Here is a 24,967-nt window from a genome sequence, read left to right as displayed (position 1 = left end):
CCCTATCCGTTAAAGATAGGGCCTTTTAGTTTAAAGCCTATTGAGGTATACCTGATCCGCCAGGGCCCCCGGGACCGCTGCCGCCGGGACCTCCACCACCTGGACCACCGCGTTCGCCACGCTGCCGCTCGCCACGTATATCTTGTGTAGGCGCTTTGCCTGCAAATTTTTGCAGGCGCAGGGTAAAGGTTAGCAGGTAATAACGGGCAAGCCTGTTAACGCTTGATTGTGTAATAGAACTGGGCGTAGATGTTGACGTAAAGCCCGTGTTTTGATTGAAGAGATCAAATCCTGAAAGACGAATTGTAGCCACCTTGTTTTTCAGGAAACGGCGCTCAACATATAAATTTAAAATATTGGGGTTGGTTACCTGGATAGTTGATGCATAACCATAATTGGTTGCTTTTGTAAAATCGTAACTAAATACCCAATCGCCAAAATAATTTTTCCCGTTAAGTCCTATGTTCCAGGTTCTTACATTTGCAGCGCCATCCGTCAAGTTATATTTTACAGAATTGGTGGTTTTGTTAACCGTGTAATTGGTTAAAATTTGGGCGTCAATTATATTGGTCAAATCAACTCTAAAACGTACTTCGGGAGTAAAGACAAGGTTTTTGGCGATGTTTTTTTCCTGTGCCGCGGTAATTTCTGCAGGCGTTGCCAAAAGCGGATCTGTATTAACCGTGGTTACATAACCCACGTTGTTATTATACTGTGCAGTACCATTAAAAATAAGCGAGTACTTACGCTCGGCCCATGGTTTGGCATAGGTTACACGGCCTGTTAAGTTATAAAAGCCATCGGCGTTTAAGTATTGTGTAAAAATCTTGTTTGACGTGTTTGAGGCAATTGTATTGGTTACTACCTGGTTTTGGATTTTCTGGAATGTGAAGTTTGCAAAGAATACATTACCGGTGGCAAAACTAAAATTATTATACCTGATGGATATGTTGTTTGTAAAAGCGGGTTTAAGTTCGGGGTTACCTTCAACCGGGTAGGTTGCGTTTGTAAAATCTACTACCGGCTGCAACTGACTAAATGTGGGCGCCGCATTTGAACCATTATAATTAATGCTGAATGCTTTGCTTCGCGAGTAGTTGTATATAAAACGGGCTGTAGGAATTATGTTAAAAGTATTTTGATGTGTTGGTGGAATGCCCGCTGTTAATGAATTTCCATCTAATGTTGAAGGCTGCACACCCAGCCCTAAGGTATAATTGTATTTCTTTTCAATAAAGCGATAATTTAAACCAACCTTGTTTGTAGTAAATGTATAGTTAAACTTATTGCTCAATAAATCATAATGATTCCATGTACCGGAACTACTTAACGTATCGCTTTCTTTATTATTTATAGTAACAGAATGATTAAGTGCATAATTAAGCTCGAGGTAAGAACGCTTGCCTAAGGGCTCAAGGTAAGATAAGTTTATACCATAGCTATTGGTACGGCTATAGGTGTTATTTGTTTGGTTATCCGGAACCCGTGGTTCCTTAGCGGTGTAAACCGTATAATTATAAATGGGATTTTGGTACGACCAGCTTGGCGCCGAACTTGCTGATGCAAAAATGCTTAAGTTGCGGCGATGCTTAAACCTATGGTTAAACAACGCTGTAATGCCATAATTAGGGGCCTGCGAATCGCCATTCGTGGTGGAAGTGTATGCCGCGGTTACTGCCGATTGCTTGGTAAGGCTTACAACATCAGATTCATTGGTGTTTGTGCCGCCGTAGGAGAATGTTGGTGTAACCTTTAAGTAGTTCACGGTATCGGGCTTGTACTCCATATTCCAGTTAAAACGATGATTTATGTTTTCATCCTTTTCGAGGCTTTTTTGTTGCTGCTGACTTGACGAAGCATTTTGCTGCAAGATATTATTATTGGTTGTTGTGGTATTATCGGCAAAGCTATAGCTTCCATACACGCCAAGGTTTTTGCCCCATTGATCGCGAAAGTTTACGCCGATTGATTTGGCATCGGTGATACCATTCTGTGCTGTAATCAGGCTACCGGAGTTGCCCCCGCCCCGCCCGGCATTACCCCGGCCGCCGCCGCCGCCAAAACCACCGCCGCCACCGCTGCCGGTTGTGCCGAAAGAAAAGGTGTTAACATTGGTATTATTGATGCTTCCCTGAACAGCAATTTGCTGATCGCCGTGAAAATTAAAAACGTTTAATGAGCCTATATACCGGTTTTTATTGGGCACGCCCTGGTCCTGAGGTAAAGCGTCCTGGCCATCTCCTGCAGTAGCCTGGGCGGTATACCCATAATTTTTATCCTTCCGTATGGTAATGTTCATTACTTTGGTGGGGTCGCCGGTTTTAATGCCGGTTAAATTTGCCTGATCGCCGTAATCATCAATCATCTGGATATTTTCAATAATATCCGCGGGCAGGTTTTTGGTAGCGCTCTGCACATCGCCCCCCATATAATCTTTGCCGTTTATGCGCACTTTGGTAACCTGCTTGCCCTGGGTAGTAATATTTCCATTTACATCAACATCCACGCCGGGCAGTTTTTTTATCAAATCCTCTGTCGGTGCATTTTCGCGCACTTTATAGGCTGCCGCGTTGTATACAACGGTGTCTTCTTTAAGCGTAATAGGATTAGCTGCACCAACTATGTTTACCTGGTTAAGCACATTGGTTTCGGCCTTTAAAATAATCGTTCCCAGATCAATGGGTTTAACATTATCATCAAGGGCAAAATGTTTTTTAATAGCAGTAAAACCTATTGATGATATGGTGAGTGTTATTTTACTGCCTTTAACACCCGGGAAGTTAAATTTGCCATTTGCATCGGCAATGGTGAGGGTGCTATCGCCGGTATTGCTTACCAGTTTAACACTGCTACCGGGTAATGTTTGCTTTGTTGTATCGGCAATGGCGCCGCTTACATCGCGGGTAGTTTGTGCATATGCGCCAGTGATGTTTAAAAGGATAACGCTAAAAAAAAGTAATAGGGGTTTCATGGTGTATATTTAGCTTGCAAGTGTTTTTATTTGTAATTAAAAAGACACAATTAAGATGCAAATGTTCAACTTATAAAGTGTTAATTGTTTAATAAACATATAATTGTTACATATTGAGCAGCTAAATACCTATCAATCATATTATTGTTACATATATTAAATAAAAAAAGCCGGGCAATGCCCAGCTTGGTAAATTATAAGATCAGTGTATAAGGTTAATTTAAATGCAGTATTGATGCTACGTCATTATAGTTTTTAAAGTTAAGGCCAGGATGTGTAACCTGTAAAGTAGTTACCGATCCGCCAGGTATCACTACTACTTTAAAGTCGTAGCCCGGTGAATTGAAATTAGCTATAATATTAACAAATCCTACGCCTATATCAGATTGGTATATGCTGTTGGTAATTCTGACGAAAGGCAAAGAATAAAAACTGGTAGTGCCTGTTACTCTTAAATATACCAAAACAAGCCCGCTGTTAACAATTGCCTGGGTTATAGCCGGAACGTTAAGCCGGGTGGCACTTGCCGAACTAACGCTTTGATTAGTTATTATGTAACTTTTAATATTTGTCGACCCATCAGCTCCGGCGGGACCCTGTGGCCCGGTAGCTCCCGTAGCGCCAGTTGCACCTGTAGCGCCGGTTGCTCCCCTTGGGCCTTGCGGACCAGCCGGTCCTGCTGCGCCCGTGGCACCAGTTGCCCCTGCAGGACCTGTTGCGCCGATGGCTCCTTGTAGTCCGGTAGCGCCGGTTGCTCCTTGCGGGCCTGTGGCACCAGTTGCTCCGATTGCACCTGTAGCCCCTTGCGGCCCTGCGGCTCCGGTAGCGCCTGTGGCACCGGTTGCTCCGGTTGCACCTGTAGGGCCGGGTATGCCTGTTGTTGCACCCTGCGGTCCCTGCGCTCCTGTATCCCCTTTTTCTCCTTGCGGCCCCTGTGCCCCATCAGCACCGGTAGCCCCGATTGGTCCGGGTGTTTTATCTTTCTTGCACGAATTCATACTTATAGTGCAAACCAATAAAACAGTAAATAAAAGTCGAAGTCTTCTCATAAAAATATGATTTTAAGTAGTATATAAATACGTTTTACGGATATGTGGATAATTAGTTTCACAAAATATTGACACAAATAGTTTTTTTGTTATTAGCCCGTATTTTCATATCCGGGTTACCTAATATTTTAATAAACAAAATTTTTGAATATTGCAACAACAAAAAACCAAAAACTTTCGTTATACTTTAAAAATCATTTACCTCATGAATAATATCAGCAACAATTTACACGCTAAGGTGCACCATTGGATGGATGCAATAGGGTTTAGGCTAAATGCCTCACAAACAAATGGTAAAAATAATATTACAACTAACCATTACTTTTTTGAAACCTTCAATTTTTTTGAAAAGGCCAAAAGAAACCATCCTGAGAGCACAAAATTTCTTTGTTTTGATGCTTATGGCGAAAAAATGAATGTAAAGTCGCTGCTTGATCTGCAGGTTGCTTTTTTTGAGAACATTAGCCAGCTTAAATAGTATTGGCCTAATTGCGGATGTTATTCAGAGAAGTAAAACATTTCTATATGCGGCGTTATCATGCGCCATTTAAAAAAGGCCTGCTTAGCTTTTAAGCAGGTCTTTTTTTGCGAAGGATTTTAACTAATCAGAACAAATTAGTTATCCACATTTGTTTTTGGCCAGCAGTTCATGTAGCTGTTACCTGTAATTTCCTTCGTAATTTCATCAGCATTTATAGTTCGGATAGTGCCAACGCCAGGTAAGTTAACAATTGGCCTGGTAGGATTTAATGCTTCTTTTATCCTGAGTTTAAGATCGGCGTAATGGGCAGCTGTTAAAGCATCCCCTCCTTTTGGCAAACCGGCATCAATTTTCTTTAACTCGGCACGTACCATAGGTCTGATATCTGATAACGCCATATTAATAGGTGTAAACCCAAAAGAAGCCAGTACTTGCGGCGAAAAGCCAGGGAAGCCCCTGAAATCATCGGTTAACAAGCTTCTAAGGTTTTCAACATAACCCCGTTGCAGGTTACGTTTAAAGGCATCGGGCCTGCCTGCCGTAAAAATCCCCGGGCGGAGATCACTCAGTAACTGGGCTACAGTGTAAGCTGCAGTACCATTTTTTGCTTCGTTATCATACATCCGGGCAAGTCTTGATGGGTTAAGAACGTTTGCCAGCATGCCAATCTGTAAACCTTTAATGCGGTTGTACATAATACCATTATCAAACTTGCTTAATTCGGTTTTATTAATAAGCCAGTATGGAGTGGTAAATAGTTGCTTATTTAAAAAATCAACCGCATCATGTTGCAGGCTTTTGCGCACAAAATCATAAACAGGGCCTTTTTGATCATAAGTTTTAAAATTTTCATTCATACCGCCAATGTTGGTAGTCACATGGCCCATATACCGGTAATACTGACCTAAAACCTCATTATACAATTCGCTCACATCATCAAATCCTTCGCCTTTTTGGTAGGTCCATTTTTCAAGGTTGGGCAAAATGCGTTTTAAGTTGGCAATGCCATAGCTGCCTGCCTTCATCGCATTATCGCCCAGGTCTTCGTTTTGTAAACGCGGATCGATAGAGGTTCCTTGTCTGCCAAAATAATAAATGGGGTCGCCTGCTTTTTTTGTGGTCCAGCCGGCTAAGATCTCTTTTTCCTGGTTTGCAGTTTTGCTGCCGGGGAACCAGCTATAGCCCCATTTTATCGACCACAGATCATATTCGCCAATTTGAGGATAAAGATGTGTTACACCATCGCCAGGTTGCGCTATATAATTAAAACGTGCATAGTCCATAATAGACGGGGCTGTGCCGTGCTTATCGGTAAATGACTTTGAACGCAATGAATCAACCGGGTAAGCGTAGCTTGAGCCAAAATTATGTGGCAAACCAAGCGTGTGACCAATTTCATGCGATGATACAAAGCGGATGAGCTCCCCCATTTGTGCATCGGTAAACTGGGGTTTGCGCGCGGCCGGGTTAACAGCCGCGGTTTGTACCAGGTACCAATCGCGCAGTAAACTCATTACGTTATGATACCAGCCTACGTGGCTTTCCAATATCTCGCCGCTGCGCGGATCGGATACATGGGGGCCGTAGGCATTTTCAACGTCAGAAGCAAAATAACGGATAACGCTGTAGCGCGCATCTTCTGTGCTAAACTCGGGATCCTGTTTTTTTGTTGGGGCCTCTTTGCCTGTAATGGCATTTTTAAAGCCGGCGGCTTCAAAAGCTTTGTTCCAATCGTTTATACCTGCTATAAGGTATGGCACCCATTTTTTTGGCGTAGCCGGATCAATATAATATACAATTTGTTTTTTAGGTTCAACAAGTTCGCCACGTTCATAAGCCGCGGGATCTTTAGGTTCCAGCTTCCAGCGGTGGATATAGGAAGTTACTTCTGATTTTTGCTTATCGGTACCATAATCGGTTTGGCGCTGGCCAAAAAAACCAACCCTTATATCGCTGATACGGGCTTTCATAGGTGTTTTGGGCAATAATAACATAGATGTATTTAACTCAAAAGTTACAGCTCCGTTACTGTTATCGGTAGGCGACTCGCCAGAACGATACGTTTTTAAAGTGCGGGCTTCTAAATTTATCGGGAAGCTTTTAATGGTATCAATATATGACCGTGTTGCATCAACCCCCGAAATTTTATATGCCTTTTTTACATCATCAGATAAACCGATTGCCGCAATATCGCCATTGTAGAAATCAGATACATCAATCAAAACACCGGTGGTATCTTTATTAAAGGCTTTGATATCAAAAGAGGCCAAAACAGCGTCAAGGTTTGAGTTTTTAACCGATTGGTACATATCCGATGTACTATCTGCCCTTACAGAAAAACTGGGAACGCGAATAAATACCTGCTTATCGTGACGCTCCCATTTCCATACCTGGTTGTTTAGCTCCTCTCCGCCATATTGCTGACCAAATGTTTTTAGGCCGGTTGGTGTTTGTATGTAACGGGTTACCACCAGCATTTCGCGGTTTAATAATGAATCCGGGATTTCATAGTAGTACTTGCCATCAACCTTGTAAGTATTGAAAAGACCGCTATCTGCTTTTATTTTACCGGTAATCAGGTCGCTAAATTTCTTAATGCCTTCTTTTTTGGGAGCACCGCTAACAGTGGCAGTAGTTGTGGTTCCACCAGGACCGGCGGTGGTTTTAAGAGTTAAGGTTTGGTTTGCGGCTTGTTTTTTAGTGACGCAGGAAGCCACTAAAACAGCTAACATAAATGCAGCGCCACGTATATATTGACCTGCCAATGGTTTTTTCTTCATTTAATTACTATAGTTTAAACGTAAACTTATACAAAAGTTTGCCCTTTTTAATAACCGTAATTGTTTAATTACACAAAAAGAGAAAAAATCAAATACGGCGTTTTAGTGTGAGCACCACTTTGTCGAGCTTTTTATCATGATAAATATCGAGCAACAGGCTCCTGTCGTTTCTTGATTTAAATAACTCATCAATTTCTTCAAGACTCATTTTTGATACCGGCTTAAAATTGATGGCCACTATCTCGTCATCTCTTTCAAGCCCAATCTCGTCACCGGCAGAACCAGGCTCAATTCGGTTTATAATTATCCGTTCCAGGTTTTTACCTGCCGCATAATATTCAATACCGCTCATATCATGTTCAAAGGGCTCTTTAAAATTGCTGTTGGGCTTTAAATACATCGAATTGCCGGTATAATCCAATATAACAGAGAAGCGTTTAAGCACGCCAATCCCCAGGTTGCCATCCCTGGGCACCGAAAGAAGGGCCTGGTTATTGTCAGTATCGGGGAAAGATGATATGATTCCCTTTATTTTAAACTTGCCTATTTCAAGTGCGTCTAAACGCGCAATAAAGCCGGTTATAGGCCCGTTTAAACCTATCCCCAGGTTGGCCGACGAAATAAATTTCTGCGGCAGGCCATATAACGGTATAAACTTTTCTAACGATACCGGGTGTCCGGCACCAAGGTCAATAACCAGCTTACTATTAATTTCTTTCCCTCCATGTATTATAACCTTCCCGGTTACGTAAGGTTTCCTGTCTTCAACAGTAATAGGTATCTGTGTACCTTTCCTGAAAACCTTGAGATCTTTGGGCCGGCAAACAGTAACGGTACTATCCTGGAAATCGATCTTGACGGCCAGGTTATTAAAAAACTCGTACCCGATAAGGCCATGTATAGGCATTCCGGCATAGCCCGATAAGCTAAAAAGATCTTTTTTTAATATAGCTGCGGCTACATCATAGCTTACCAAACCAGGTATTTGGATATCTAAAGCCGAGGTAACATAAGCTTCGGCATCAGCACCTTCGCCAAGGCCCGGAATTTTCAAGGTACGTTTATTGGGGATACTAATAGAATCAACTAATTTGGGGTCGGTTATGATCATAAGCCCCACGCCGGTATCTAATATAAAATTAAAGGGGCCTTTATTATTAATACTTAATTTTATTACCAAAAGGTTACGCACAAGTTTAAAAGGGATGGTCACCTTTTTTTTACGCGTTTCAAGATCAAAGTATTGTGCACAGACCGATGTGAAACAAAATGTAAATAAACACATTAGCCACAGTGCCCGAAAATGCTTTAATTTATGAAATAGCTTAAGTAACAATTTGGTATAATTGGTAATATTAAATTTACAACATTAATTGGTTAAATAGATAAATATTTATGCGGAGCACAACATTTACATTTCTGCTAATGATTTCCGTTTTATTATTGGGGAGTTGCAGTATTCAAAGCCGTTCAATAAATAAACGAAGCATAAAAAAGCAGTTTGCGCAATCGCAGATCTCCAATGATCATTTTACAGGTTTTGCTTTATACGACCTGGACAAAAAAAAGATGGTGTTTGAGCTAAATTCCGACAAATATTTTACCCCGGCATCAAATGCTAAATTGTTTACTTTTTATACCTGCCTTAAAATGCTGGGCGATTCGATCCCGGCACTTAAGTACGAAGTGCGCAATGATTCGCTGGTGTTTTGGGGAACTGGAGATCCGTCATTCCTGCATAGTGACCTGAAAGGAATTAACGGGCTGAAGTTTTTACAAAACAGTAATAAAAAACTATACTTTTCAACAATCGGCTACACCGGTGATTTTTGGGGCCCGGGATGGGGGTGGGATGATTATAATGATGCTAACCAGGCAGAAATTACGGCATTGCCAATTGAAGATAATGAAGCCCTGTTGTATGCCGATAGTGACGGAAATATGCAGGTGAAACCCGACTATTTTAAAAGGTACCTGAACCGGGGTGCAGATTACCACCCAGCAGGTTTTAAAGTAAACAGAGACTTTTTAAGCAATAATTTTGTTTATCCCGAGACGGCTATCCCTGCAAAATTTGAGCAACAGGTTCCGTGGAAAACGAGTGATATGCTGACTAAAGCTTTATTGGAGGATACTTTGAAAAAGCCGGTTTACCTGGTCCAGCTGCCCATAAGTACTAATTCAAAAATTATTTATAATACTAACGCCGATTCGGTATACCGCCGCATGCTGCAGCCCAGCGATAATTTTATTGCCGAACAATTGCTGCTGGTTTGCTCATCGGTAAAGTTTAATACACTGAATAAAGACTCTGTTATTAATTATGCTAAGGCTAATTTCCTGAAAGATCTGCCAGATGTACCGCAATGGGTTGATGGATCGGGCCTTTCGCGTTATAACCTGTTTACTCCACGAAGCATTGTAAAGCTGCTTTGTAAAATTGATGATGAAGTAAAAAACGATTCGCTTTTGCATAGCCTGATGCCCGCAGGAGGATTAACCGGGACAATCAAAAACGCCTATAAAACAGATAGCGGAAAGGCATTTGTTTGGGCTAAAACAGGTTCACTCTCCAATAATTATAACCAAAGTGGTTACCTGGTAACCAGGAAAGGAAAGCGGCTGGCTTTTTCGTTTATGAACAACAATTTTACCCGGCCAACAAGGGAGATCAGAAATGAAATGGTGAGGGTGATGACCTGGATACATGAGACCTATTGAAGAGTCCCCTCTAAATCTCCCCCCGTTAGGGAGCCTTTTGTTGGTTTATTTTTTAGCCCTACCTACCGGTAGGATGGAGCTGTTCTAATTCAGCCTCTTCACCATCTGTTCTTCCACCTTTTTAAATACCTGTATAGGTTTTAAGCTGCGCCAGCCGAGGTCATCAAGCTGACCTCCAAAGTTGATGTAGTAATCGATATTGTTACGTTTAAATTCGTCAATCACATGTTCGCGGAAATTGATGCCGGCTATCCAGCCATCTTCAACATCCTGGAACCATTCTTCGTAATAACAATCATCAGATGAGTGAAAGTTCAATATGTTTTCGCCTATCAGGATAAAACGATTAATGCCATTGTCTATCATCAGCTCCAGTATCTCGCGCTTAAGCATCATGATGTCGTTATTGATGGCATCGTTCCATTCGCCAATAAATTCTATAATGGTATAACCCTTTTCATAGTCGGCAAAAAGCACTTTCATGTAAAGTGTGTTAGAGCCAAAGGAATCCCATTGCGGATGCAGCAGGTAATTGTACACCTGTTTATCAAATTCAAACTCGCTATATTCTGTAGCATAAAAAGGCGAATACTCATCTTCTGATGCGATGTAATCGTCTCTCCAGCGATAATATGGTTCTATCTCGTGCATTTTTCCAATTTCAGATTTCAAATATGCAGATATACAGATTGTAGAATATGCAAGTCAAATTCATTTGCACATCTAAAATTTGCATAGCTGCAAATTAATTAATCATTGTTATAGTGCTCAACCGCACTTCTCACGCTTCCGTATTTTTTTAGTAAAACAGCAGCCTCTTCTTCATTAAGCCCGGTTTCGTCCATAACCATGTGTGTGCCCCGGTTAATAAGCTTATCATTGCTTAACTGCATATCAACCATTTTATTTCCCTTAACGCGGCCCAGCTGTATCATTACACTGGTGCTCAGCATATTTAAAACCAGCTTTTGGGCAGTACCGGCTTTCATCCTGGTTGATCCCGTTAAAAACTCGGGACCTGTAACTACCTCAACCGGATATTGAGCAGCTGCTGCAACCGGGCTACCGCTATTGCAAACTATACAACCGGTAACAATATGATGTTGCCGGGCCATTTTTAGCCCGCCAATTACATAAGGCGTAGTGCCGGATGCCGCTATACCAACTAAAACATCCTTATCGTTTATATTAAATTCCAAAAGGTCTTTCCATGCCTGTTCCGTATTATCTTCGGCAAATTCAACCGCTTTACGTATGGCATAGTCCCCTCCTGCGATAATCCCCACCACCATATCAAACGGAACGCCAAACGTAGGCGGACACTCCGAAGCATCAACAACCCCTAAGCGGCCGCTGGTGCCTGCACCTATGTAAAATAAACGGCCACCTTCTTTCATTCGCGCAGCTGTTACAGTTGCCAGTTTCTCAATTTGCGGCAATGATTGGGCAACCGCCCGCGGCACAGTTTGATCTTCCTTGTTAATGTTTTCAAGGATTTCTCTTACTGATTGCAGCTCCAGGTTATTATAATGCGACTCCCTTTCGGTGATGGTTTCCATTAATATCAAATAATTTATAACAAAATTCGGTAAAAAACATCAAATGAAAGGCTGCCGATAAAAATTATTGGTTAAGCATTGATTAACTTTGTTTGTTGAATATGAAAAAGACTGCGGGGATAATTTTCAGGACGCTGATTCTGTTGTTGATGGGTGTTACTATTGGATTGTGGATCAGTAGGAATAATGTCGACCGTGGCCTTGGTTTTTCATTTTCCGGGAGTGATAAGCTTTCGCAGGTTTTAAACCTGGTTGGCCAGAACTATGTTGACAGCGTAAACGTTGACAGCATTGAAGGAGCATCTATTAATGAATTGCTTCAAAACCTGGATCCTCATTCGCTTTACCTGCCACCGCAGCAGGCGCAAAGTATCAACGAGCGTTTAGAAGGAGGTTTTAATGGTATTGGTATTGAATACCAGCTGCTGCGCGATACGCTGATAATTACACAGGTTTATGCCGGCGGCCCTGCGGCCAAAGCTGGCTTATTAGTGGGCAGCAAAGTTATTAATGTTGACCATAAAAAATTCTCGGGCACTAAACTTACTGCCGATAGGGTTAATGAAGCTTTCAGGGGCGAAAAGAATGCTACCTTAGTTATGGATGTAGCCAATACAAACGGCAAAGGTACCAGGCCCTATATTATGAAGCGTGGCCGGGTTGATATCAGCAGTATAAACGCCGCTTATATGGCCAACGCAAATACAGGCTATATCAAAATTAGCAAGTTTGCCGCCACTACCGATATTGATTTCCGCAACGCGCTTAAAAAGCTCAAGGCTGATGGCATGAGCAAACTGGTGCTCGACCTGCGCGGTAATGGTGGAGGCTATTTAAGTGCGGCCACATCATTGGCCGATGAATTTTTGGGCAAAGGCAAACTAATAGTATACACCAAAGGCATCCATGAACCGCGCACAGATTATTTTGCTACAGATTCGGGCGCTTTTCAGCAGGGTAAGGTTACTGTATTGATAGATGAATACTCGGCATCGGCAAGTGAGATACTGGCAGGCGCATTGCAGGACCTGGACAGGGCAACTATTGTTGGTCGCAGGTCGTTTGGCAAGGGGCTGGTACAACAGCAATTCCCGTTCGGCGATGGCTCGGCTGTTAATTTAACCGTAGCGCGTTACTATACTCCATCCGGCCGGTCAATACAAAAATCATACAAAGGGGGGTTAGCTAGTTACCGCAACGAGCTTGCTCAGCGTATGCGAAAAGGCGAGTTGTTTTCTGAACAAAGTAACCGGAACGATACCATTTTTAAAGGATCATCATACCATACCACAGGTGGCCGTAAAGTTTACAGCGGCGGCGGCATTATGCCCGATATTTTTGTATCTGCCGATACCACACAAAACACCCAGGTATTGCAAAACCTAAGCGAACAGCAGTTGTTTTCGGCCTACGTGATAGATAAGATGCTGCCAACACTGGATAAATACACAACCGGCGACGACTTTATTAAACGTTACTCGGTAGGTGATGATGAGCTCCATAACTTTATCCTATACGCTTCTCAAACCTTAAAGGAAATGGATTCGCGCGAGTTGCTGCTATCAAAAAATTACATCAAAAGCATTTTAAAAGCCAGCGCGGTAAGATTTAAATGGGGCGATAACGCTTTCCAGGAAGTGATGAACGATAACGATGTGGCGTTTAAAAAAGCGCTGGAGCAATAGTTAAATGTGTAGATTTCAGATGTGCAAGTGTGCAGATGAAAAAGCAATGTATAAAGCTTACAAAACCTTCCTTTTCAATCTATATGACATGTTAATGGATTCCGTTTCAGAAAACCATTCAGAACCAATCAAAAAATCATCTGCATATCTGCACATTTGAAATCTGCACATCTGCAGTTTTATTTCTGCCTGAACCAAACTTGTATAGGTGCGCCGCTGAAATCAAAATTTTCTCTTAGCTTATTCTCAATAAAGCGATAGTAAGGTTCCTTTACATATTGCGGTAAATTGCAGAAGAACGCAAACATGGGCGATGTACCTGCAATTTGGGTGATGTATTTTATTTTTACGTATTTGCCTTTGATGGATGGCGGCGGATAGTTTTCGATAATAGGGAGCATCACCTCATTGAGTTTTGAAGTAGCTATTTTACGAGCGCGGTTCTGGTAAACCTGGTTGGCCACGTCAATTACTTTTAGCACACGTTGTTTTTCGGTAACAGAGGTGAATACGATAGGTACATCGGTAAACGGTGCAATCTTCTCGCGGATCATCTCTTCAAAAACCTTAACAGTTTTGTTGTTCTTTTCAATCAAATCCCATTTGTTAACTACCACCATGATGCCTTTCTTATTCTTTTCGGCCAGGTGGAAGATGTTGATATCCTGCGATTCGATACCTTCAACTGCATCTATCATCAGGATAATAACGTCGGCCTCTTCAAGGGCCTTAATGGTGCGCATTACCGAGTAAAACTCAATATTTTCTTTAACCTTGGTTTTTTTACGCATCCCGGCCGTGTCAATCAGCATAAAATCATGACCGTACTGGTTATAGTGGATATGGATAGAATCGCGGGTGGTACCGGCTATTGGGGTAACAATGTTACGTTCTTTACCAATAAGCGAGTTGATAATAGATGATTTGCCCACATTTGGCCTGCCTACAATGGCGTATTTTGGGCGGGTGTTTTCTTCCAGTACTTCGTCATCAAATTCCTTAACAACCTCGTCAAGCAATTCGCCCGTGCCAGAGCCGGTCATGGATGAGATGCTATAGATCTCGCCCAGGCCTAAGCTATAAAATTCAGTGGCATCAGCTAATAAAGCGTTATTATCTAATTTATTAACTACCACAAAAACGGGCTTCTTACTGCGGCGCAACAGTGTGGCAATTTCATCATCAAGGTCGGTAATGCCGGTGGTAACATCAACCATAAACAGGATAACAGAAGCTTCTTCAATGGCAATTTCAACCTGCTCGCGAATGGCGGCCTCAAAAACATCAACAGAGTTGGCTACATAGCCCCCGGTATCAATTACAGTAAACTGGTGATTGGTCCACTCAGATACACCGTAGTGCCTGTCGCGGGTTACGCCGCTAAAATCGTCGACAATGGCTTTACGTGTTTCGGTTAAGCGGTTATATAAAGTTGATTTGCCTACGTTAGGGCGGCCAACTATGGCTACTATGTTACTCATGCTTTTGTTTAGATTTGAGATGTGAGATTTGAGATATGAGACAGAAGCTTTACTTACTGCCTAATCTTAAAAATTACATCAAAATTAATTCTTTTGCTAACCGGATGCCAGATTTTTCTCAAATCTCACATCTCAATTCTCATATCTATTTATTCGTATCCGAATTTTTTAAGGTAATTTTTTTTGCTGCGCCAATCCGGGATCACTTTTACAAACATCTCCAGGAAAATTTTCTTCTGGAAAAATTCTTCCATATCGCGGCGGGCATAGGTCCCTACTATTTTAAGCATGCTGCCCCCCTGGCCAATGATGATGTTTTTTTGCGAATCGCGCTCCACAATAATTTCGGCACTGATGCGATGCAGCTTTTCGCCTTCAACAAACGCGGTTACAATTACCTCGGCGCTGTAAGGGATTTCCTTTTTGTATTGTTTAAGCAGCTGCGCGCGGATCATTTCTGATGCAAAGAAGCGGTCGTTCCTGTCCGTCAGCTGATCTTTTTCATAATAGGCAGGGTGCTCGGGCAGGTTGCCTATCACAAAATCCATAATGGCTTTAATGTTGTGGCCCAATAATGCCGATATGGCGAAAATGGCTTTAGGGTTTAATTTCTCCTGCCAAAACTCCACCTTCTTTTTTACGGTTTCCTCGTCGCTTTGGTCAATCTTGTTGATCAGTACGGCAACGGGGGCCAGTGACCCTTCCAGTTTTTTTAATACGTCGGTTTCGTCGTATTCCTCGTAAATATCGGTAACCAGCAAAATCAGGTCGGCATCAACAATGGAGCCATCTACCTGGTGCATCATACTTTCGTGCAACGCATAATGAGGTTTGATTACTCCGGGTGTATCAGAAAACACAATCTGGTAGCTCTCATCATTAACAATTCCCAAAATACGGTGCCTTGTGGTTTGCGCTTTGGGGGTGATGATTGACATTTTTTCGCCAACGAGGGCGTTCATAAGGGTTGATTTCCCTGCATTGGGCTTACCAATTATACTTACAAAACCTGCCTGGTGACTCATATAAAAATAATTAAAAATATATTTGGACTGCAAAGAAACGAATTATATCTTTGCAGTCCAATTAAAACGGAGTGCAAATTGCATTTTGACAATTGGAAAGAGCTTTTCGAGGTTATGCCGAAAAGCAATAAACAACAAAATAGTGCGGGATGGAGCAGTTGGTAGCTCGTCGGGCTCATAACCCGAAGGTCGTAGGTTCGAGTCCTGCTCCCGCTACCTCGAAAGCCTCTTAGAGAAATCTGAGAGGCTTTTTTTATTTACCTTAGTCCAAAGGACGTAAACCATTCCTTTTGTCGACTGATATATAAGGAATGAAAATACCAGTTAAGCACAAGGGTTCCGGAGATCTGCCAATACCAGCACATGCCGCAAATTTGCCTCATTTTTAATCAGCATCTTTTTCGCGTTTATCGGCCCATTTACAATTGGCTCAATTATTGCATAATTTGTTATGTTAGGTAAAGTTTTATTATATTAGATAAATTAAATTTGTATTACCAAGGTGAAATTTACATTACGCGGGCAAAATGGTTTCAATCCCGGTAAAGCAAGCCACCTTCGCTTAAATAATTAACTTCCTATAATTATATAACTATTTGTGTTGTACTAAAGGGAATTAATGCCATGAATATTTCTTCGATTGATAATGATATTGGTAACGAAAATTTAACCCTCGGCCAACCTGACCTTGGACTTATTTTGGAAAAAGTGCTTCATCGGGAATGCATGTGTATTTCAGAAATTGCCAAAAATTTAAACGTCAGCCGCCGTACAGTTTACAACTGGTTCGGAATGAAAAATCTTGACCTTGAAATTATATACAAAATCGGGAACGTTACCGGGTATGATTTTTCTAAGGATATTCCAGGATTTGATAAAATGAAACAAGCGTTTGAGGAAAAAGCTATCAAACAAAGTTTAATTTTGGATGAAGAGGATTCAAACGCGGTACACTATTGGATGGAAAAATATATCAGTTTACTCGAAAAGTATAATAACATCATACTTAAAGATTATGGAAAACTGAATGATAAAGAAATGCGGTAATTCCCTCAGAAAAGCCAAACCTGAATAGATAACACTCACAATGGTTCTTGATTAGATAAATTTTATAAATTAACCATTGTTCTAATTCGCTCCTACTTTTGGTGTAACCAATGGTGCTAAAGTATACGATGTTTTCGACGAGCGTAAAAACCGCCGCAGGTTGGATTTAATAGTGGTAATAAATTCGTAATCGGTAGCTGTTTTTACCAGGAAGTAGCCGGGGCGATAGCGTTGCATAAAGTCGGTAAGCTGTTGGTCTTTAAGGTGGGTTACGCTGGCAACAAATACACGGTTAAACCTAAAATCTATCTCTCTTTGATGGAAATCTTTTTCAATTGTTTCGCGTAGTTTTTCGGCATTACGCCCGCTGCGGCTAAAAGCGTTGTACAGCGCGTCTATGCCTATACCTGCCCCCAGACCGGGTGATATCGAGAGTAAACTCTGGCTGTATTCTGATCCATAAATTTTGGTATAATCCCGTTTGGTGACCTCAAACTGTTTTTCAGGTGTAAGTACCGAGTCGCGGATGTACACCTCTTTCAGCATAATGGCCGATCGTTTCATATAAACTGCAAGTGCGTTACTACTCTGCACTTTTATAGTGTCGCTATAATGATCGGCTTTGGTAAATATCAGGACATCACCCGGCTGGGCATCAATTGCAAATTCGCCTTTAAGCGTATTATAAACCGATTTGCCTGTTGTGGCATTTTGTACGTTTACTTTGGCAATACGATCTTTACTTTCTTTATCAAACACAATACCTTCCACCTGCTTTTGCTGTGCAAAAACCGGCATGCATAATGTGCTTAAAATCAAAAACAACCATACTTTCATTGTGGCGCCAAAAATAAACGTTCGGCTGTGTTTAGCCATCTTATTTAACAACAATTAACTTATTTGGAAGAGGAAAGATTTTGGAGCAAGGAGGGAGGATCTTCTTCTTTCTATTGTTTCATTATAAGGTACGAAGCAATGACGCGCTTTTTCTGATTTCCCGACTCTTCCTCCTGACTCTACTTCACAACTACCAGTTTTTGCCCGATATGAATATTATTATCGGGGATACTGTTCAGCTCTTTTAGTTCATCAACAGTTATTCCAAAACGTTTAGAAATATTATATAGTGTATCGCCCTGTTTTACGGTATAGATCTTATCGTCGGGCCTGGTTTTGGTGAGCGTATCAGTATTGGGCCTGCCAATGCTATCATTGATTTGGGATAACACCCGGTCTTCGCGTTTTATCTTGGCTACTTCACCTTCCGCACGATCATACTGATCAAGGTTGTATTTTATTATCAGGTTGATAAGTAATTGCGGGTATTTGGGGTTGGTAGCATAACCTGCCGCCTTTAATCCCCTGGCCCAACCTTCATAATCGTTTTTATCCAACTCGAAAAGTTTAGCATAATTCTTCCGTTTTAAAAAAGTAGAATGATCACGAAAGGAATCCTCGGGGTTATCATATACCCTGAAACAGTCGTTGGCATTATCATCATCTTTGTAATAGCTTTTGCCCCTCCAATCGCTGGTACACTTTATGCCGAAATGGTTGTTGGCAAAACGGGCCAGTTCGCTGTTACCAGCACCAGATTCAAACAGACCCTGTGCCAAAGTTATACTGGCCGGTATGCCGTACTGGTTCATTTCCTGTATAGCAATTGCTTTAAACCTGTCAATATAATCTAACGAAGAGAGCGATTTGTAATTGGCAATAGATGCGCTGTTTGCCTTTTGGATATTGCTGTTGTTACGGCGAACATCCCGGTTTGATATGGTTGCTTTTTTACGCGCGGAGCAGGAGCTAAAACATACAATACCTATCAGAAGTACAAAACTTATTCTTTGCATACAGTTAAACCTTATTTGAGGCAATTATTAATTCGCCAAAATAAGATTTTATTGTTTAGTTTCTGCTAATTCTTTAGGCTGATCGCTCGGGTTTTCGTCCAGATCATGAAGATCATATTTTTTGATGATGCCTAAAACCTGGGAAGCCCATTTGCGGCTGCTGGCGTAAYCGCTGCGCTGAATACCATGTGCCCAACCCGCATAGTCATAATGGGTAAGTGCATCAGTTAGGTGGCTAAATTGCTTACGCTCGGTCATGATTCGTGCAAAATCCTGGAATGAATCTAAAACCGAATCGTATTTTTTGTATGCTGACCGAATTTTTTTGTTGTGTTTAATAAAAACTACACTGCCTCCGCCTTTTACTCCAAACTGGTTATTAAGGTTTTGCGCAATTGTACTGTTGCCGCAGCCCGATTCATGCATGGCTACCCCTAAAACTATACTTGCGGGAATCCCTGTTTCATGCATGATGCGAACGGCATCATCTTTAAACTTCTGGATGTAAGATTGTGAAGTGTTCTTTTGCGCTGAAGCGGCAAGTGTTGAGATCAACAGGGTTGTAATCAGTAAGATTTTCTTCATAATTTATTTTTTTCTGATAACCAATAGTCCATCGCGTACAGGCAGGATCAGTTTTTCTATCCTGGTGTCAACAGCTACGTGGTCATTTAGTTTGCGAATGTTTTCAGTATCGGTATCTTTTTCAGGTCCGTATACTTTTCCTTTCCACAAAACATTATCAATTATTATTAATCCTCCGGATCTGACTTTGTCAAAAACCAATTGAAAGTAGGTAAAATTATTCTTTTTATCAGCATCAATAAACACCAAATCAAAAACCTCTGCTTGCAAATCAGGAATAATGGCCTCTGCCGCTCCAAAATGCAGCTTTATTTTATTTTCAACATTTGTTAGTTTAAAGTGTGAATTGATGATATCCTCCATTTCGCGGTTCACCTCAATGGTATGCAAAATACCGCCTTCAACCAATCCTTCGGCCAGGCAAATTGCCGAGTAACCAGTATAAGTACCCACCTCAAGTATGCATTTTGGCGCTACCATTTTGCTCAAAAAACTAAGCAATCTGCCCTGGTAATGCCCCGATAGCATGTGCGGCCTTAGCACTTTTAAATGCGTTTCGCGGTTCAGTTGCTGCAAAGCTTCCGGCTCCGGGTCGCAATGGTCATCTAAATATGCCTGTAAAGCAATAGGGAGAATATCCATGCCGCAAAGATAGGAATTTTGTTTTTAATGAAAAAAAGGGACCAATATGCCACATTAATTGATGTTGTTATCTACATTTATTACCTTTCCACTTCATGATCTACAATAAAAAAAATGTTTTTTTTAGCCGGCTTATCCATTATTATATAAAGTGGGTTGTTGGCAAACATTTTCATGAAGTACTTTGTGATATCATCGAAACAGATAAAAAACGGGCGATATTGCTTGTAGCAAACCATTTTAGTTTTTGGGATGGTTTGATCCTGTACTGCATAAATGATAAACTTCTGAAAAAGAAATATCATGTAATGGTAGAAAAGGAGACCGTACATATGCTCCATTATTTGAAATTTGCCGGGGCTTTTTCTATTACCAAAAGATCCAGGGATGTCATCGAGTCGCTTAACTATGCTGCAGAATTATTGAACGATCCACAAAATTTGGTGTTGATTTTTCCACAGGGTAAGCTATTTTCAAATTATGTTGATGATGTACGGTTTGATAAAGGGGTGTTCAGAATAATGCAAAAAGCGCAGGCAAACTTCCAGTTGGTGTTTGCTTCAACATTTATTCAGTATTTTAAGCATAAAAAGCCCACTGCAACCGTTTACTTAAAAAGCAATATCGAAAAGTATACAAATATAACCGAGCTAAAAGCAGCTTACCAGCAACATTACAGCAGCACAAAGCTGCTTCAAACCGAATTTGATATATAAAGTGACCATAATTATATTAATCACCCTTTTTTTTATCATTCTGCGTTTCTCGGTAACGCTGTTCAATTTTATATCCGATCCTAAATTGCGCCGCGTAGGCAAGCAATACAGTGATATGGTTTCTATTCTGATCCCCGTCCGAAACGAGGCTGATAATATTTTAACCTTGCTCAAATCCATCCATCAACAAGACTATCAAAATTATGAGGTTATTATACTGGATGATGGATCAACTGATGATACTTTTGCGGTTTGCTCTGTTTTCAATAAAACACACCCAAAGTTTAATGTAATTAAGGGCGGCGGGCTGCCCGCAGGCTGGATAGGTAAAAATTACGCATGCCACCAACTGGCCCAACAGGCCGGGGGTAACTATTTGCTTTTTTTAGATGCCGACGAGCAGATAAAACCAGGCCTCATCAATAGCGCCATACACCGGATGCACCTGAACAATCTGGGCCTGCTAAGCCTTTTCACCAACCAGGAAATGGTGACCATGGGCGAAAAGCTGGTAGTACCCCTGATGCATTTTGTATTGTTAAACCTGCTGCCGGTACGATTAATTTCCCTGGTGAAAAACCCATCAATAGCGGCGGCCAGCGGGCAATTTATGTTGTTTGATGCGATGATTTACCATGAGGAACAATGGCATAAAGCTGTAAAAGATAAAGTGGTTGAGGATGTGGAGATTATGAGGTTAATAAAAACCAAAGCCTACAATGGCGAAGCTCTGCTGGCCAATGGCATGATAAGCTGCCGCATGTACAAAAACTATAATGAAGCAATTAATGGTTTCAGCAAGAATTTTTTGGCGGCGTTTAATTACAGTGTTATCGGTTTTTTAATTTATTTAATGCTGGTTATCATTTTCCCGATGATACTTATTATGACGCTGAATTTCCCATTGATACTATTTATGTGTGGCCTTATTATCCTAACCCGCATTATGATCTCATTGGAGTCGGGGCAAAATGCGCTATACAATGTAGTACTGCATCCGGTGCAAATATTTAATATGCTGCTTATTGCAGTGCTATCTATCCAGAAACACCTCACCAAAACAACCGTATGGAAGGGGCGCAGGATTTGAACAGTCAGTTATCAACAGGCAGCACAAAAACAGAGCGCATCGCCATTATTATTATTGTGTTGTTTCATGTAGTAGGATTGATCGGTTTTATCATCCCGTCTTTAACAATACTTTTCTTAAAATTGGTACCCTGGCATTTAATGCTGATGGCAGTTGTAATTGTTTACAGCCATAATCAACCAAGCGCAAAATTCTTGTTATTTGTGTTGCTTGTTTTTACTATAAGCTTTTCGGCCGAGCTTATTGGTGTACACACCGGTTTGTTATTTGGCAATTATAGCTATGGTGAAGCTCTTGGGATTAAACTATTTAATATCCCCCTGATGATTGGGATAAATTGGTTCCTCCTTATTTACTCTGCAGGTGTGCTCATGCAAAGAAGCCGTATCAGGAATGTTTTCTTCCGGATTATAACCGGAGCCCTGGTACTCGTTCTCCTTGATCTGGTTATAGAGCCTGTCGCCATTCACTTTGACTACTGGCATTGGACTGGAAATAGTATTCCGCTAAAAAATTATTTCTGTTGGTTTTTATTAAGTACTGGAATGCTTTTCATCTTTGAAAGGTTCCGGTTTAAACCGCAAAACAAAGCCGCTATGGTATTGCTTATAATTCAGTTTGTGTTCTTCATGATATTAGGATTGATTTAAATGTATTATTCAAATACCAGTTACAGACTTTGTTAATTCCTTAAAAATCCTGTCAAAAAATCAACAAATACAACAAAATCATTAAATCAAGGTTATATTTGCAACATAATGGGAGCGTACAACTTACAGGTTACTATCGATCAGGATTCGGGCTTTTGCTTTGGGGTAGTTTACGCCATTGATATGGCCGAAGAAATACTGGCCGAAGATGGCTACCTGTATTGCCTGGGCGATATTGTACATAATGATGAGGAAGTTGACCGCTTAAAAGCTCAGGGGCTACGGATAATTGATCATGCTGAGCTAAAGGATTTGCATAACGAAAAGGTGCTTATTCGTGCCCATGGCGAAGCCCCCGATACTTACCGTACCGCTTTAGAAAATAATATTACCCTTATTGATGCCTCATGCCCTGTAGTTTTAAAGCTGCAAAACCGTATAAAAACATCCTACGACTCAAACGAGAAAATCCTCATATTTGGTAAGCACGGCCACGCCGAGGTAATAGGCCTTGAAGGGCAAACCAATAACGAAGCCCTGGTTTTCCAGGATATTGCCGAGCTGGATAATATAGAGCTGCCCCACAACATTACGCTTTACAGCCAAACCACCAAGAGTATGGAAAAGTTCTATAGCGTAAAAGACGAGTTGATTTCAAGGGGATATGATTTGAAGGCCAATGATACCATCTGCCGCCAGGTATCAAACAGGGATAAGGATTTGCCAAAATTTGCTACACGCTTTGATAAGATCGTTTTTGTATCAGGCAAAAAATCATCAAACGGAAAGGTATTGTTTGAGGTTTGTCGCAAACATAACCCCAACACCTATTTCATTTCGTCAACCAGTGAACTGGAACTATCCATGTTTTCGCCAAATGACACGGTTGGTATAGCCGGCGCCACATCAACTCCTATGTGGCTGATGCAGCAGGTAAAAGCCGCCATTGAAAATTTTTAACAGCACGCTTTTTGCTGTTACATCAATCACATGCAAAAAAGGCCCTCACATATTGGTTTGCTGATTGCCATAGTCGTAATAGGTTGTTGGACCGCATCCATCATCCAGTTAATGCAGTGGCGTTTCAGCTTTACAAATCCACTGGTTTACCTATTTATTTTGGTGCAAATGCATTTGTATACCGGGCTATTTATTACCGCGCACGATGCTATGCATGGCACTATATCGCCCAATCGCGGTATTAATAACTTTATTGGCTATCTGTGCACTTTTCTATATGCATCTTTCTGGTATCGGCAGCTTTACGCAAAACATCATTTACACCATAGCCAAGTCCATACTGCGCAGGATCCTGATTATCATGACGGCGGTTTCTGGAGCTGGTATGTGACGTTCATCCGCAATTACTTATCTATCTGGCAAATTGTGGTGATGGCTGTATTGTTCAATATTTTAAAAATGTGGATTCCGCAGGTCAACCTGTTGCTTTTTTGGGTAGTTCCCTCGCTGTTGAGCACCTTACAGTTGTTTTACTTTGGCACTTACCAGCCGCACAAAGGTGAACATGATAATAAATATTTTGCCCGTAGCCAGGCTAAGAATCATGTATTGGCTTTTTTTAGCTGCTACTTTTTTGGCTATCACTATGAACACCACGATTCGCCCGCTACCCCCTGGTGGATGTTATGGAAAAATCGTCTTCAAAAAACAAAGAATGGTCAATTATAGTTGTTTTGCAAATGCCCATTTTGTTTTGACCTTACCCGTTGCAGGCTTGTGAGAGGTATTCCTTAGCTTAACTTAGAAACAAATTTTCCTTTATTGCCGGTATAAAGTTGTTTTTAAGGGCAGTATCAAAAAGCAGCTTAATTGCTTTTCTTCCATCTTCGCCCAGTTCAACAGAATACTTGTTTACATAAAGTTCTATGTGCTTGTACATTACCGCTTCACTCATTTCCTGTGCATGTGAGCGGATAAACTCCAGCCCCGATTTGGGATTGGCAAAAGCAAACTCAACCGATTTGCGTAATACCCGGTTCAGTTTGTGCTGAATAGCCGCCGGCAGGCTACGGCTTGCCACTATGCCCCCAAGCGGAATAGCACAGCCGGTTTGTTTTTCCCAATGATCGCCAAGATCGATGATCTTTTTTAAACCCTTATCCTGGTAAGTAAAGCGGTTTTCGTGAATAATAAGGCCAATATCTGCCCGCCCCTCCAATACAGCATTTTCAATATCCGAAAAAACAAGCTCAATTTTGTTAGTAGCATTGGGGAAGGCATTGCCCAATAAAAAATTAGCAGTGGTATACTTGCCAGGGATTCCTATTAGGGGTTGCGGATTGCCGGTTTCCAGTTGCGCAAGCAGTTTTTCAGGGTCATCTTTACATATCAGCATTGGCCCAACTCCAAATCCTAATGCGCTGCCAGAATCAAGCAGTACATATTTATCGGCCACATAGGCAAAGGCATGGTAGCTTAGTTTAGTAACATCCAACTCACCGCGAAAGGCTTTTTGATTAAGGGTTTCCACATCATCATAAAAAACCTCAAACTCCAGTCCTTCGGTATCAATTTTATGATGTATCAGTGCGTCGAAAATAAAGGTATCGTTAGGGCAGGGCGAAAAGCCGAGAGTTAATTTCATAATATAAAGTGTAGTATATATAACGGA

At 41.3% G+C, this 24,967-nt stretch carries 22 protein-coding genes and 1 tRNA gene; 10 read left to right on the top strand and 13 right to left on the bottom strand.

The features are described 5' to 3' along the window. Positions 1 to 37: 37 nt before the first annotated feature. Positions 38 to 2,971: an outer membrane beta-barrel protein gene (locus AC1DQW_RS01485; RefSeq protein ID WP_477452501.1), complete on the bottom strand. Its 2,934-nt coding sequence runs from the start codon at positions 2,969 to 2,971 to the stop codon at positions 38 to 40. A 215-nt stretch (positions 2,972 to 3,186) separates the two neighbouring features. After that, on the bottom strand, positions 3,187 to 4,020 hold the full coding sequence (locus AC1DQW_RS01480) for a hypothetical protein (RefSeq protein WP_477452500.1): 834 nt from the start codon (positions 4,018 to 4,020) through the stop codon (positions 3,187 to 3,189). A gap of 205 nt (positions 4,021 to 4,225) precedes the next feature. Between AC1DQW_RS01480 and AC1DQW_RS01475 the strand changes: the two genes are divergently transcribed. Continuing rightward, entirely contained in the window at positions 4,226 to 4,498 is a 273-nt protein-coding gene (locus tag AC1DQW_RS01475; RefSeq protein ID WP_477417555.1) for a hypothetical protein, read from the top strand. Between the two features lie 137 nt (positions 4,499 to 4,635). Here AC1DQW_RS01475 and AC1DQW_RS01470 read toward each other — a convergent pair whose 3' ends face one another. After that, positions 4,636 to 7,281 carry a zinc-dependent metalloprotease gene (locus AC1DQW_RS01470; RefSeq protein WP_477452499.1) on the bottom strand — a complete coding sequence of 882 codons (2,646 nt, stop codon included), beginning with the start codon at positions 7,279 to 7,281 and terminating at the stop codon, positions 4,636 to 4,638. 88 nt (positions 7,282 to 7,369) lie between these two features. Then, positions 7,370 to 8,473 (bottom strand): aspartyl protease family protein, encoded by a 1,104-nt coding sequence (locus AC1DQW_RS01465; RefSeq protein WP_477452498.1) that lies wholly within the window; start codon positions 8,471 to 8,473, stop codon positions 7,370 to 7,372. Between the two features lie 233 nt (positions 8,474 to 8,706). On the opposite strand from AC1DQW_RS01465, the gene AC1DQW_RS01460 reads away from it, so the two are divergent. After that, the gene (locus tag AC1DQW_RS01460) at positions 8,707 to 10,002 is read left to right on the top strand and encodes a D-alanyl-D-alanine carboxypeptidase/D-alanyl-D-alanine-endopeptidase (protein ID WP_477452497.1); all 1,296 of its coding nucleotides are present in this window, start codon (positions 8,707 to 8,709) and stop codon (positions 10,000 to 10,002) included. Between the two features lie 84 nt (positions 10,003 to 10,086). On the opposite strand, the gene AC1DQW_RS01455 is transcribed toward AC1DQW_RS01460, so the two are convergent. Both AC1DQW_RS01455 and murQ read right to left on the bottom strand, forming a co-directional pair. Further along, the gene (locus AC1DQW_RS01455; RefSeq protein ID WP_477402190.1) at positions 10,087 to 10,653 is read right to left on the bottom strand and encodes a hypothetical protein; all 567 of its coding nucleotides are present in this window, start codon (positions 10,651 to 10,653) and stop codon (positions 10,087 to 10,089) included. A 98-nt stretch (positions 10,654 to 10,751) separates the two neighbouring features. Continuing rightward, on the bottom strand, positions 10,752 to 11,561 hold the full coding sequence (murQ, locus tag AC1DQW_RS01450; protein ID WP_477402189.1) for an N-acetylmuramic acid 6-phosphate etherase: 810 nt from the start codon (positions 11,559 to 11,561) through the stop codon (positions 10,752 to 10,754). 101 nt (positions 11,562 to 11,662) lie between these two features. On the opposite strand from murQ, the gene AC1DQW_RS01445 reads away from it, so the two are divergent. Then, entirely contained in the window at positions 11,663 to 13,246 is a 1,584-nt protein-coding gene (locus AC1DQW_RS01445; RefSeq protein ID WP_477452496.1) for a S41 family peptidase, read from the top strand. 179 nt (positions 13,247 to 13,425) lie between these two features. Here the strand turns inward: AC1DQW_RS01445 and der are convergent, their stop codons facing one another. Further along, on the bottom strand, positions 13,426 to 14,727 hold the full coding sequence (gene der / locus AC1DQW_RS01440) for a ribosome biogenesis GTPase Der (protein WP_477417567.1): 1,302 nt from the start codon (positions 14,725 to 14,727) through the stop codon (positions 13,426 to 13,428). A 149-nt stretch (positions 14,728 to 14,876) separates the two neighbouring features. Further along, positions 14,877 to 15,752, bottom strand: a complete 876-nt coding sequence (gene era, locus AC1DQW_RS01435; protein WP_477452495.1) for a GTPase Era — start codon at positions 15,750 to 15,752, stop codon at positions 14,877 to 14,879. A gap of 143 nt (positions 15,753 to 15,895) precedes the next feature. Here era and AC1DQW_RS01430 point away from each other — a divergent pair. Both AC1DQW_RS01430 and AC1DQW_RS01425 read left to right on the top strand, forming a co-directional pair. Continuing rightward, positions 15,896 to 15,968: transfer RNA gene (locus AC1DQW_RS01430), tRNA-Met, on the top strand. A 408-nt stretch (positions 15,969 to 16,376) separates the two neighbouring features. Beyond that, positions 16,377 to 16,799 (top strand): helix-turn-helix domain-containing protein, encoded by a 423-nt coding sequence (locus AC1DQW_RS01425; RefSeq protein ID WP_477408260.1) that lies wholly within the window; start codon positions 16,377 to 16,379, stop codon positions 16,797 to 16,799. An 81-nt stretch (positions 16,800 to 16,880) separates the two neighbouring features. Here the strand turns inward: AC1DQW_RS01425 and AC1DQW_RS01420 are convergent, their stop codons facing one another. From AC1DQW_RS01420 to AC1DQW_RS01405, 4 genes are all read right to left on the bottom strand, one after another. Next, the gene (locus AC1DQW_RS01420; RefSeq protein ID WP_477417573.1) at positions 16,881 to 17,675 is read right to left on the bottom strand and encodes a hypothetical protein; all 795 of its coding nucleotides are present in this window, start codon (positions 17,673 to 17,675) and stop codon (positions 16,881 to 16,883) included. A 140-nt stretch (positions 17,676 to 17,815) separates the two neighbouring features. Continuing rightward, positions 17,816 to 18,652: a glucosaminidase domain-containing protein gene (locus AC1DQW_RS01415; protein WP_477452494.1), complete on the bottom strand. Its 837-nt coding sequence runs from the start codon at positions 18,650 to 18,652 to the stop codon at positions 17,816 to 17,818. Between the two features lie 48 nt (positions 18,653 to 18,700). Further along, positions 18,701 to 19,237 (bottom strand): glucosaminidase domain-containing protein, encoded by a 537-nt coding sequence (locus AC1DQW_RS01410; RefSeq protein WP_477452493.1) that lies wholly within the window; start codon positions 19,235 to 19,237, stop codon positions 18,701 to 18,703. Between the two features lie 3 nt (positions 19,238 to 19,240). Continuing rightward, the gene (locus AC1DQW_RS01405; protein ID WP_477452492.1) at positions 19,241 to 19,879 is read right to left on the bottom strand and encodes an O-methyltransferase; all 639 of its coding nucleotides are present in this window, start codon (positions 19,877 to 19,879) and stop codon (positions 19,241 to 19,243) included. A gap of 95 nt (positions 19,880 to 19,974) precedes the next feature. Between AC1DQW_RS01405 and AC1DQW_RS01400 the strand changes: the two genes are divergently transcribed. From AC1DQW_RS01400 to AC1DQW_RS01380, 5 genes are all read left to right on the top strand, one after another. Then, positions 19,975 to 20,595: a 1-acyl-sn-glycerol-3-phosphate acyltransferase gene (locus tag AC1DQW_RS01400; RefSeq protein ID WP_477452491.1), complete on the top strand. Its 621-nt coding sequence runs from the start codon at positions 19,975 to 19,977 to the stop codon at positions 20,593 to 20,595. A gap of 1 nt (position 20,596) precedes the next feature. Continuing rightward, entirely contained in the window at positions 20,597 to 21,685 is a 1,089-nt protein-coding gene (locus AC1DQW_RS01395; protein ID WP_477452490.1) for a glycosyltransferase family 2 protein, read from the top strand. Continuing rightward, entirely contained in the window at positions 21,664 to 22,335 is a 672-nt protein-coding gene (locus AC1DQW_RS01390; RefSeq protein ID WP_477452489.1) for a carotenoid biosynthesis protein, read from the top strand. Before AC1DQW_RS01395 ends, AC1DQW_RS01390 begins: the two co-directional genes overlap by 22 nt. A 108-nt stretch (positions 22,336 to 22,443) precedes the next feature. Beyond that, positions 22,444 to 23,295: a 4-hydroxy-3-methylbut-2-enyl diphosphate reductase gene (locus AC1DQW_RS01385; RefSeq protein ID WP_477452488.1), complete on the top strand. Its 852-nt coding sequence runs from the start codon at positions 22,444 to 22,446 to the stop codon at positions 23,293 to 23,295. A gap of 30 nt (positions 23,296 to 23,325) precedes the next feature. Next, on the top strand, positions 23,326 to 24,024 hold the full coding sequence (locus AC1DQW_RS01380; protein ID WP_477452487.1) for a fatty acid desaturase: 699 nt from the start codon (positions 23,326 to 23,328) through the stop codon (positions 24,022 to 24,024). 67 nt (positions 24,025 to 24,091) lie between these two features. On the opposite strand, the gene AC1DQW_RS01375 is transcribed toward AC1DQW_RS01380, so the two are convergent. Beyond that, positions 24,092 to 24,940: a menaquinone biosynthesis family protein gene (locus AC1DQW_RS01375; RefSeq protein ID WP_477452486.1), complete on the bottom strand. Its 849-nt coding sequence runs from the start codon at positions 24,938 to 24,940 to the stop codon at positions 24,092 to 24,094. Between the last annotated feature and the right edge of the window lie 27 nt (positions 24,941 to 24,967).

This window comes from Mucilaginibacter sp. P5_A4 (genome assembly GCF_056400605.1).
This window is presented reverse-complemented; position numbering and strand designations above follow the sequence as displayed.

Excerpts from the sequence above, each read along its gene's own strand:
- AC1DQW_RS01485 (WP_477452501.1), bottom strand. The coding sequence starts at position 2,971 with ATGAAACCCCTATTACTTTTTTTTAGCGTTATCCTTTTAAACATCACT.
- AC1DQW_RS01480 (WP_477452500.1), bottom strand. The coding sequence starts at position 4,020 with ATGAGAAGACTTCGACTTTTATTTACTGTTTTATTGGTTTGCACTATA.
- AC1DQW_RS01475 (WP_477417555.1), top strand. The coding sequence starts at position 4,226 with ATGAATAATATCAGCAACAATTTACACGCTAAGGTGCACCATTGGATG.
- AC1DQW_RS01470 (WP_477452499.1), bottom strand. The coding sequence starts at position 7,281 with ATGAAGAAAAAACCATTGGCAGGTCAATATATACGTGGCGCTGCATTT.
- AC1DQW_RS01460 (WP_477452497.1), top strand. The coding sequence starts at position 8,707 with ATGATTTCCGTTTTATTATTGGGGAGTTGCAGTATTCAAAGCCGTTCA.
- AC1DQW_RS01455 (WP_477402190.1), bottom strand. The coding sequence starts at position 10,653 with ATGCACGAGATAGAACCATATTATCGCTGGAGAGACGATTACATCGCA.
- murQ (WP_477402189.1), bottom strand. The coding sequence starts at position 11,561 with ATGGAAACCATCACCGAAAGGGAGTCGCATTATAATAACCTGGAGCTG.
- AC1DQW_RS01445 (WP_477452496.1), top strand. The coding sequence starts at position 11,663 with ATGAAAAAGACTGCGGGGATAATTTTCAGGACGCTGATTCTGTTGTTG.
- der (WP_477417567.1), bottom strand. The coding sequence starts at position 14,727 with ATGAGTAACATAGTAGCCATAGTTGGCCGCCCTAACGTAGGCAAATCA.
- era (WP_477452495.1), bottom strand. The coding sequence starts at position 15,752 with ATGAGTCACCAGGCAGGTTTTGTAAGTATAATTGGTAAGCCCAATGCA.
- AC1DQW_RS01425 (WP_477408260.1), top strand. The coding sequence starts at position 16,377 with ATGAATATTTCTTCGATTGATAATGATATTGGTAACGAAAATTTAACC.
- AC1DQW_RS01420 (WP_477417573.1), bottom strand. The coding sequence starts at position 17,675 with ATGGCTAAACACAGCCGAACGTTTATTTTTGGCGCCACAATGAAAGTA.
- AC1DQW_RS01415 (WP_477452494.1), bottom strand. The coding sequence starts at position 18,652 with ATGCAAAGAATAAGTTTTGTACTTCTGATAGGTATTGTATGTTTTAGC.
- AC1DQW_RS01405 (WP_477452492.1), bottom strand. The coding sequence starts at position 19,879 with ATGGATATTCTCCCTATTGCTTTACAGGCATATTTAGATGACCATTGC.
- AC1DQW_RS01400 (WP_477452491.1), top strand. The coding sequence starts at position 19,975 with ATGATCTACAATAAAAAAAATGTTTTTTTTAGCCGGCTTATCCATTAT.
- AC1DQW_RS01390 (WP_477452489.1), top strand. The coding sequence starts at position 21,664 with ATGGAAGGGGCGCAGGATTTGAACAGTCAGTTATCAACAGGCAGCACA.
- AC1DQW_RS01385 (WP_477452488.1), top strand. The coding sequence starts at position 22,444 with ATGGGAGCGTACAACTTACAGGTTACTATCGATCAGGATTCGGGCTTT.
- AC1DQW_RS01380 (WP_477452487.1), top strand. The coding sequence starts at position 23,326 with ATGCAAAAAAGGCCCTCACATATTGGTTTGCTGATTGCCATAGTCGTA.
- AC1DQW_RS01375 (WP_477452486.1), bottom strand. The coding sequence starts at position 24,940 with ATGAAATTAACTCTCGGCTTTTCGCCCTGCCCTAACGATACCTTTATT.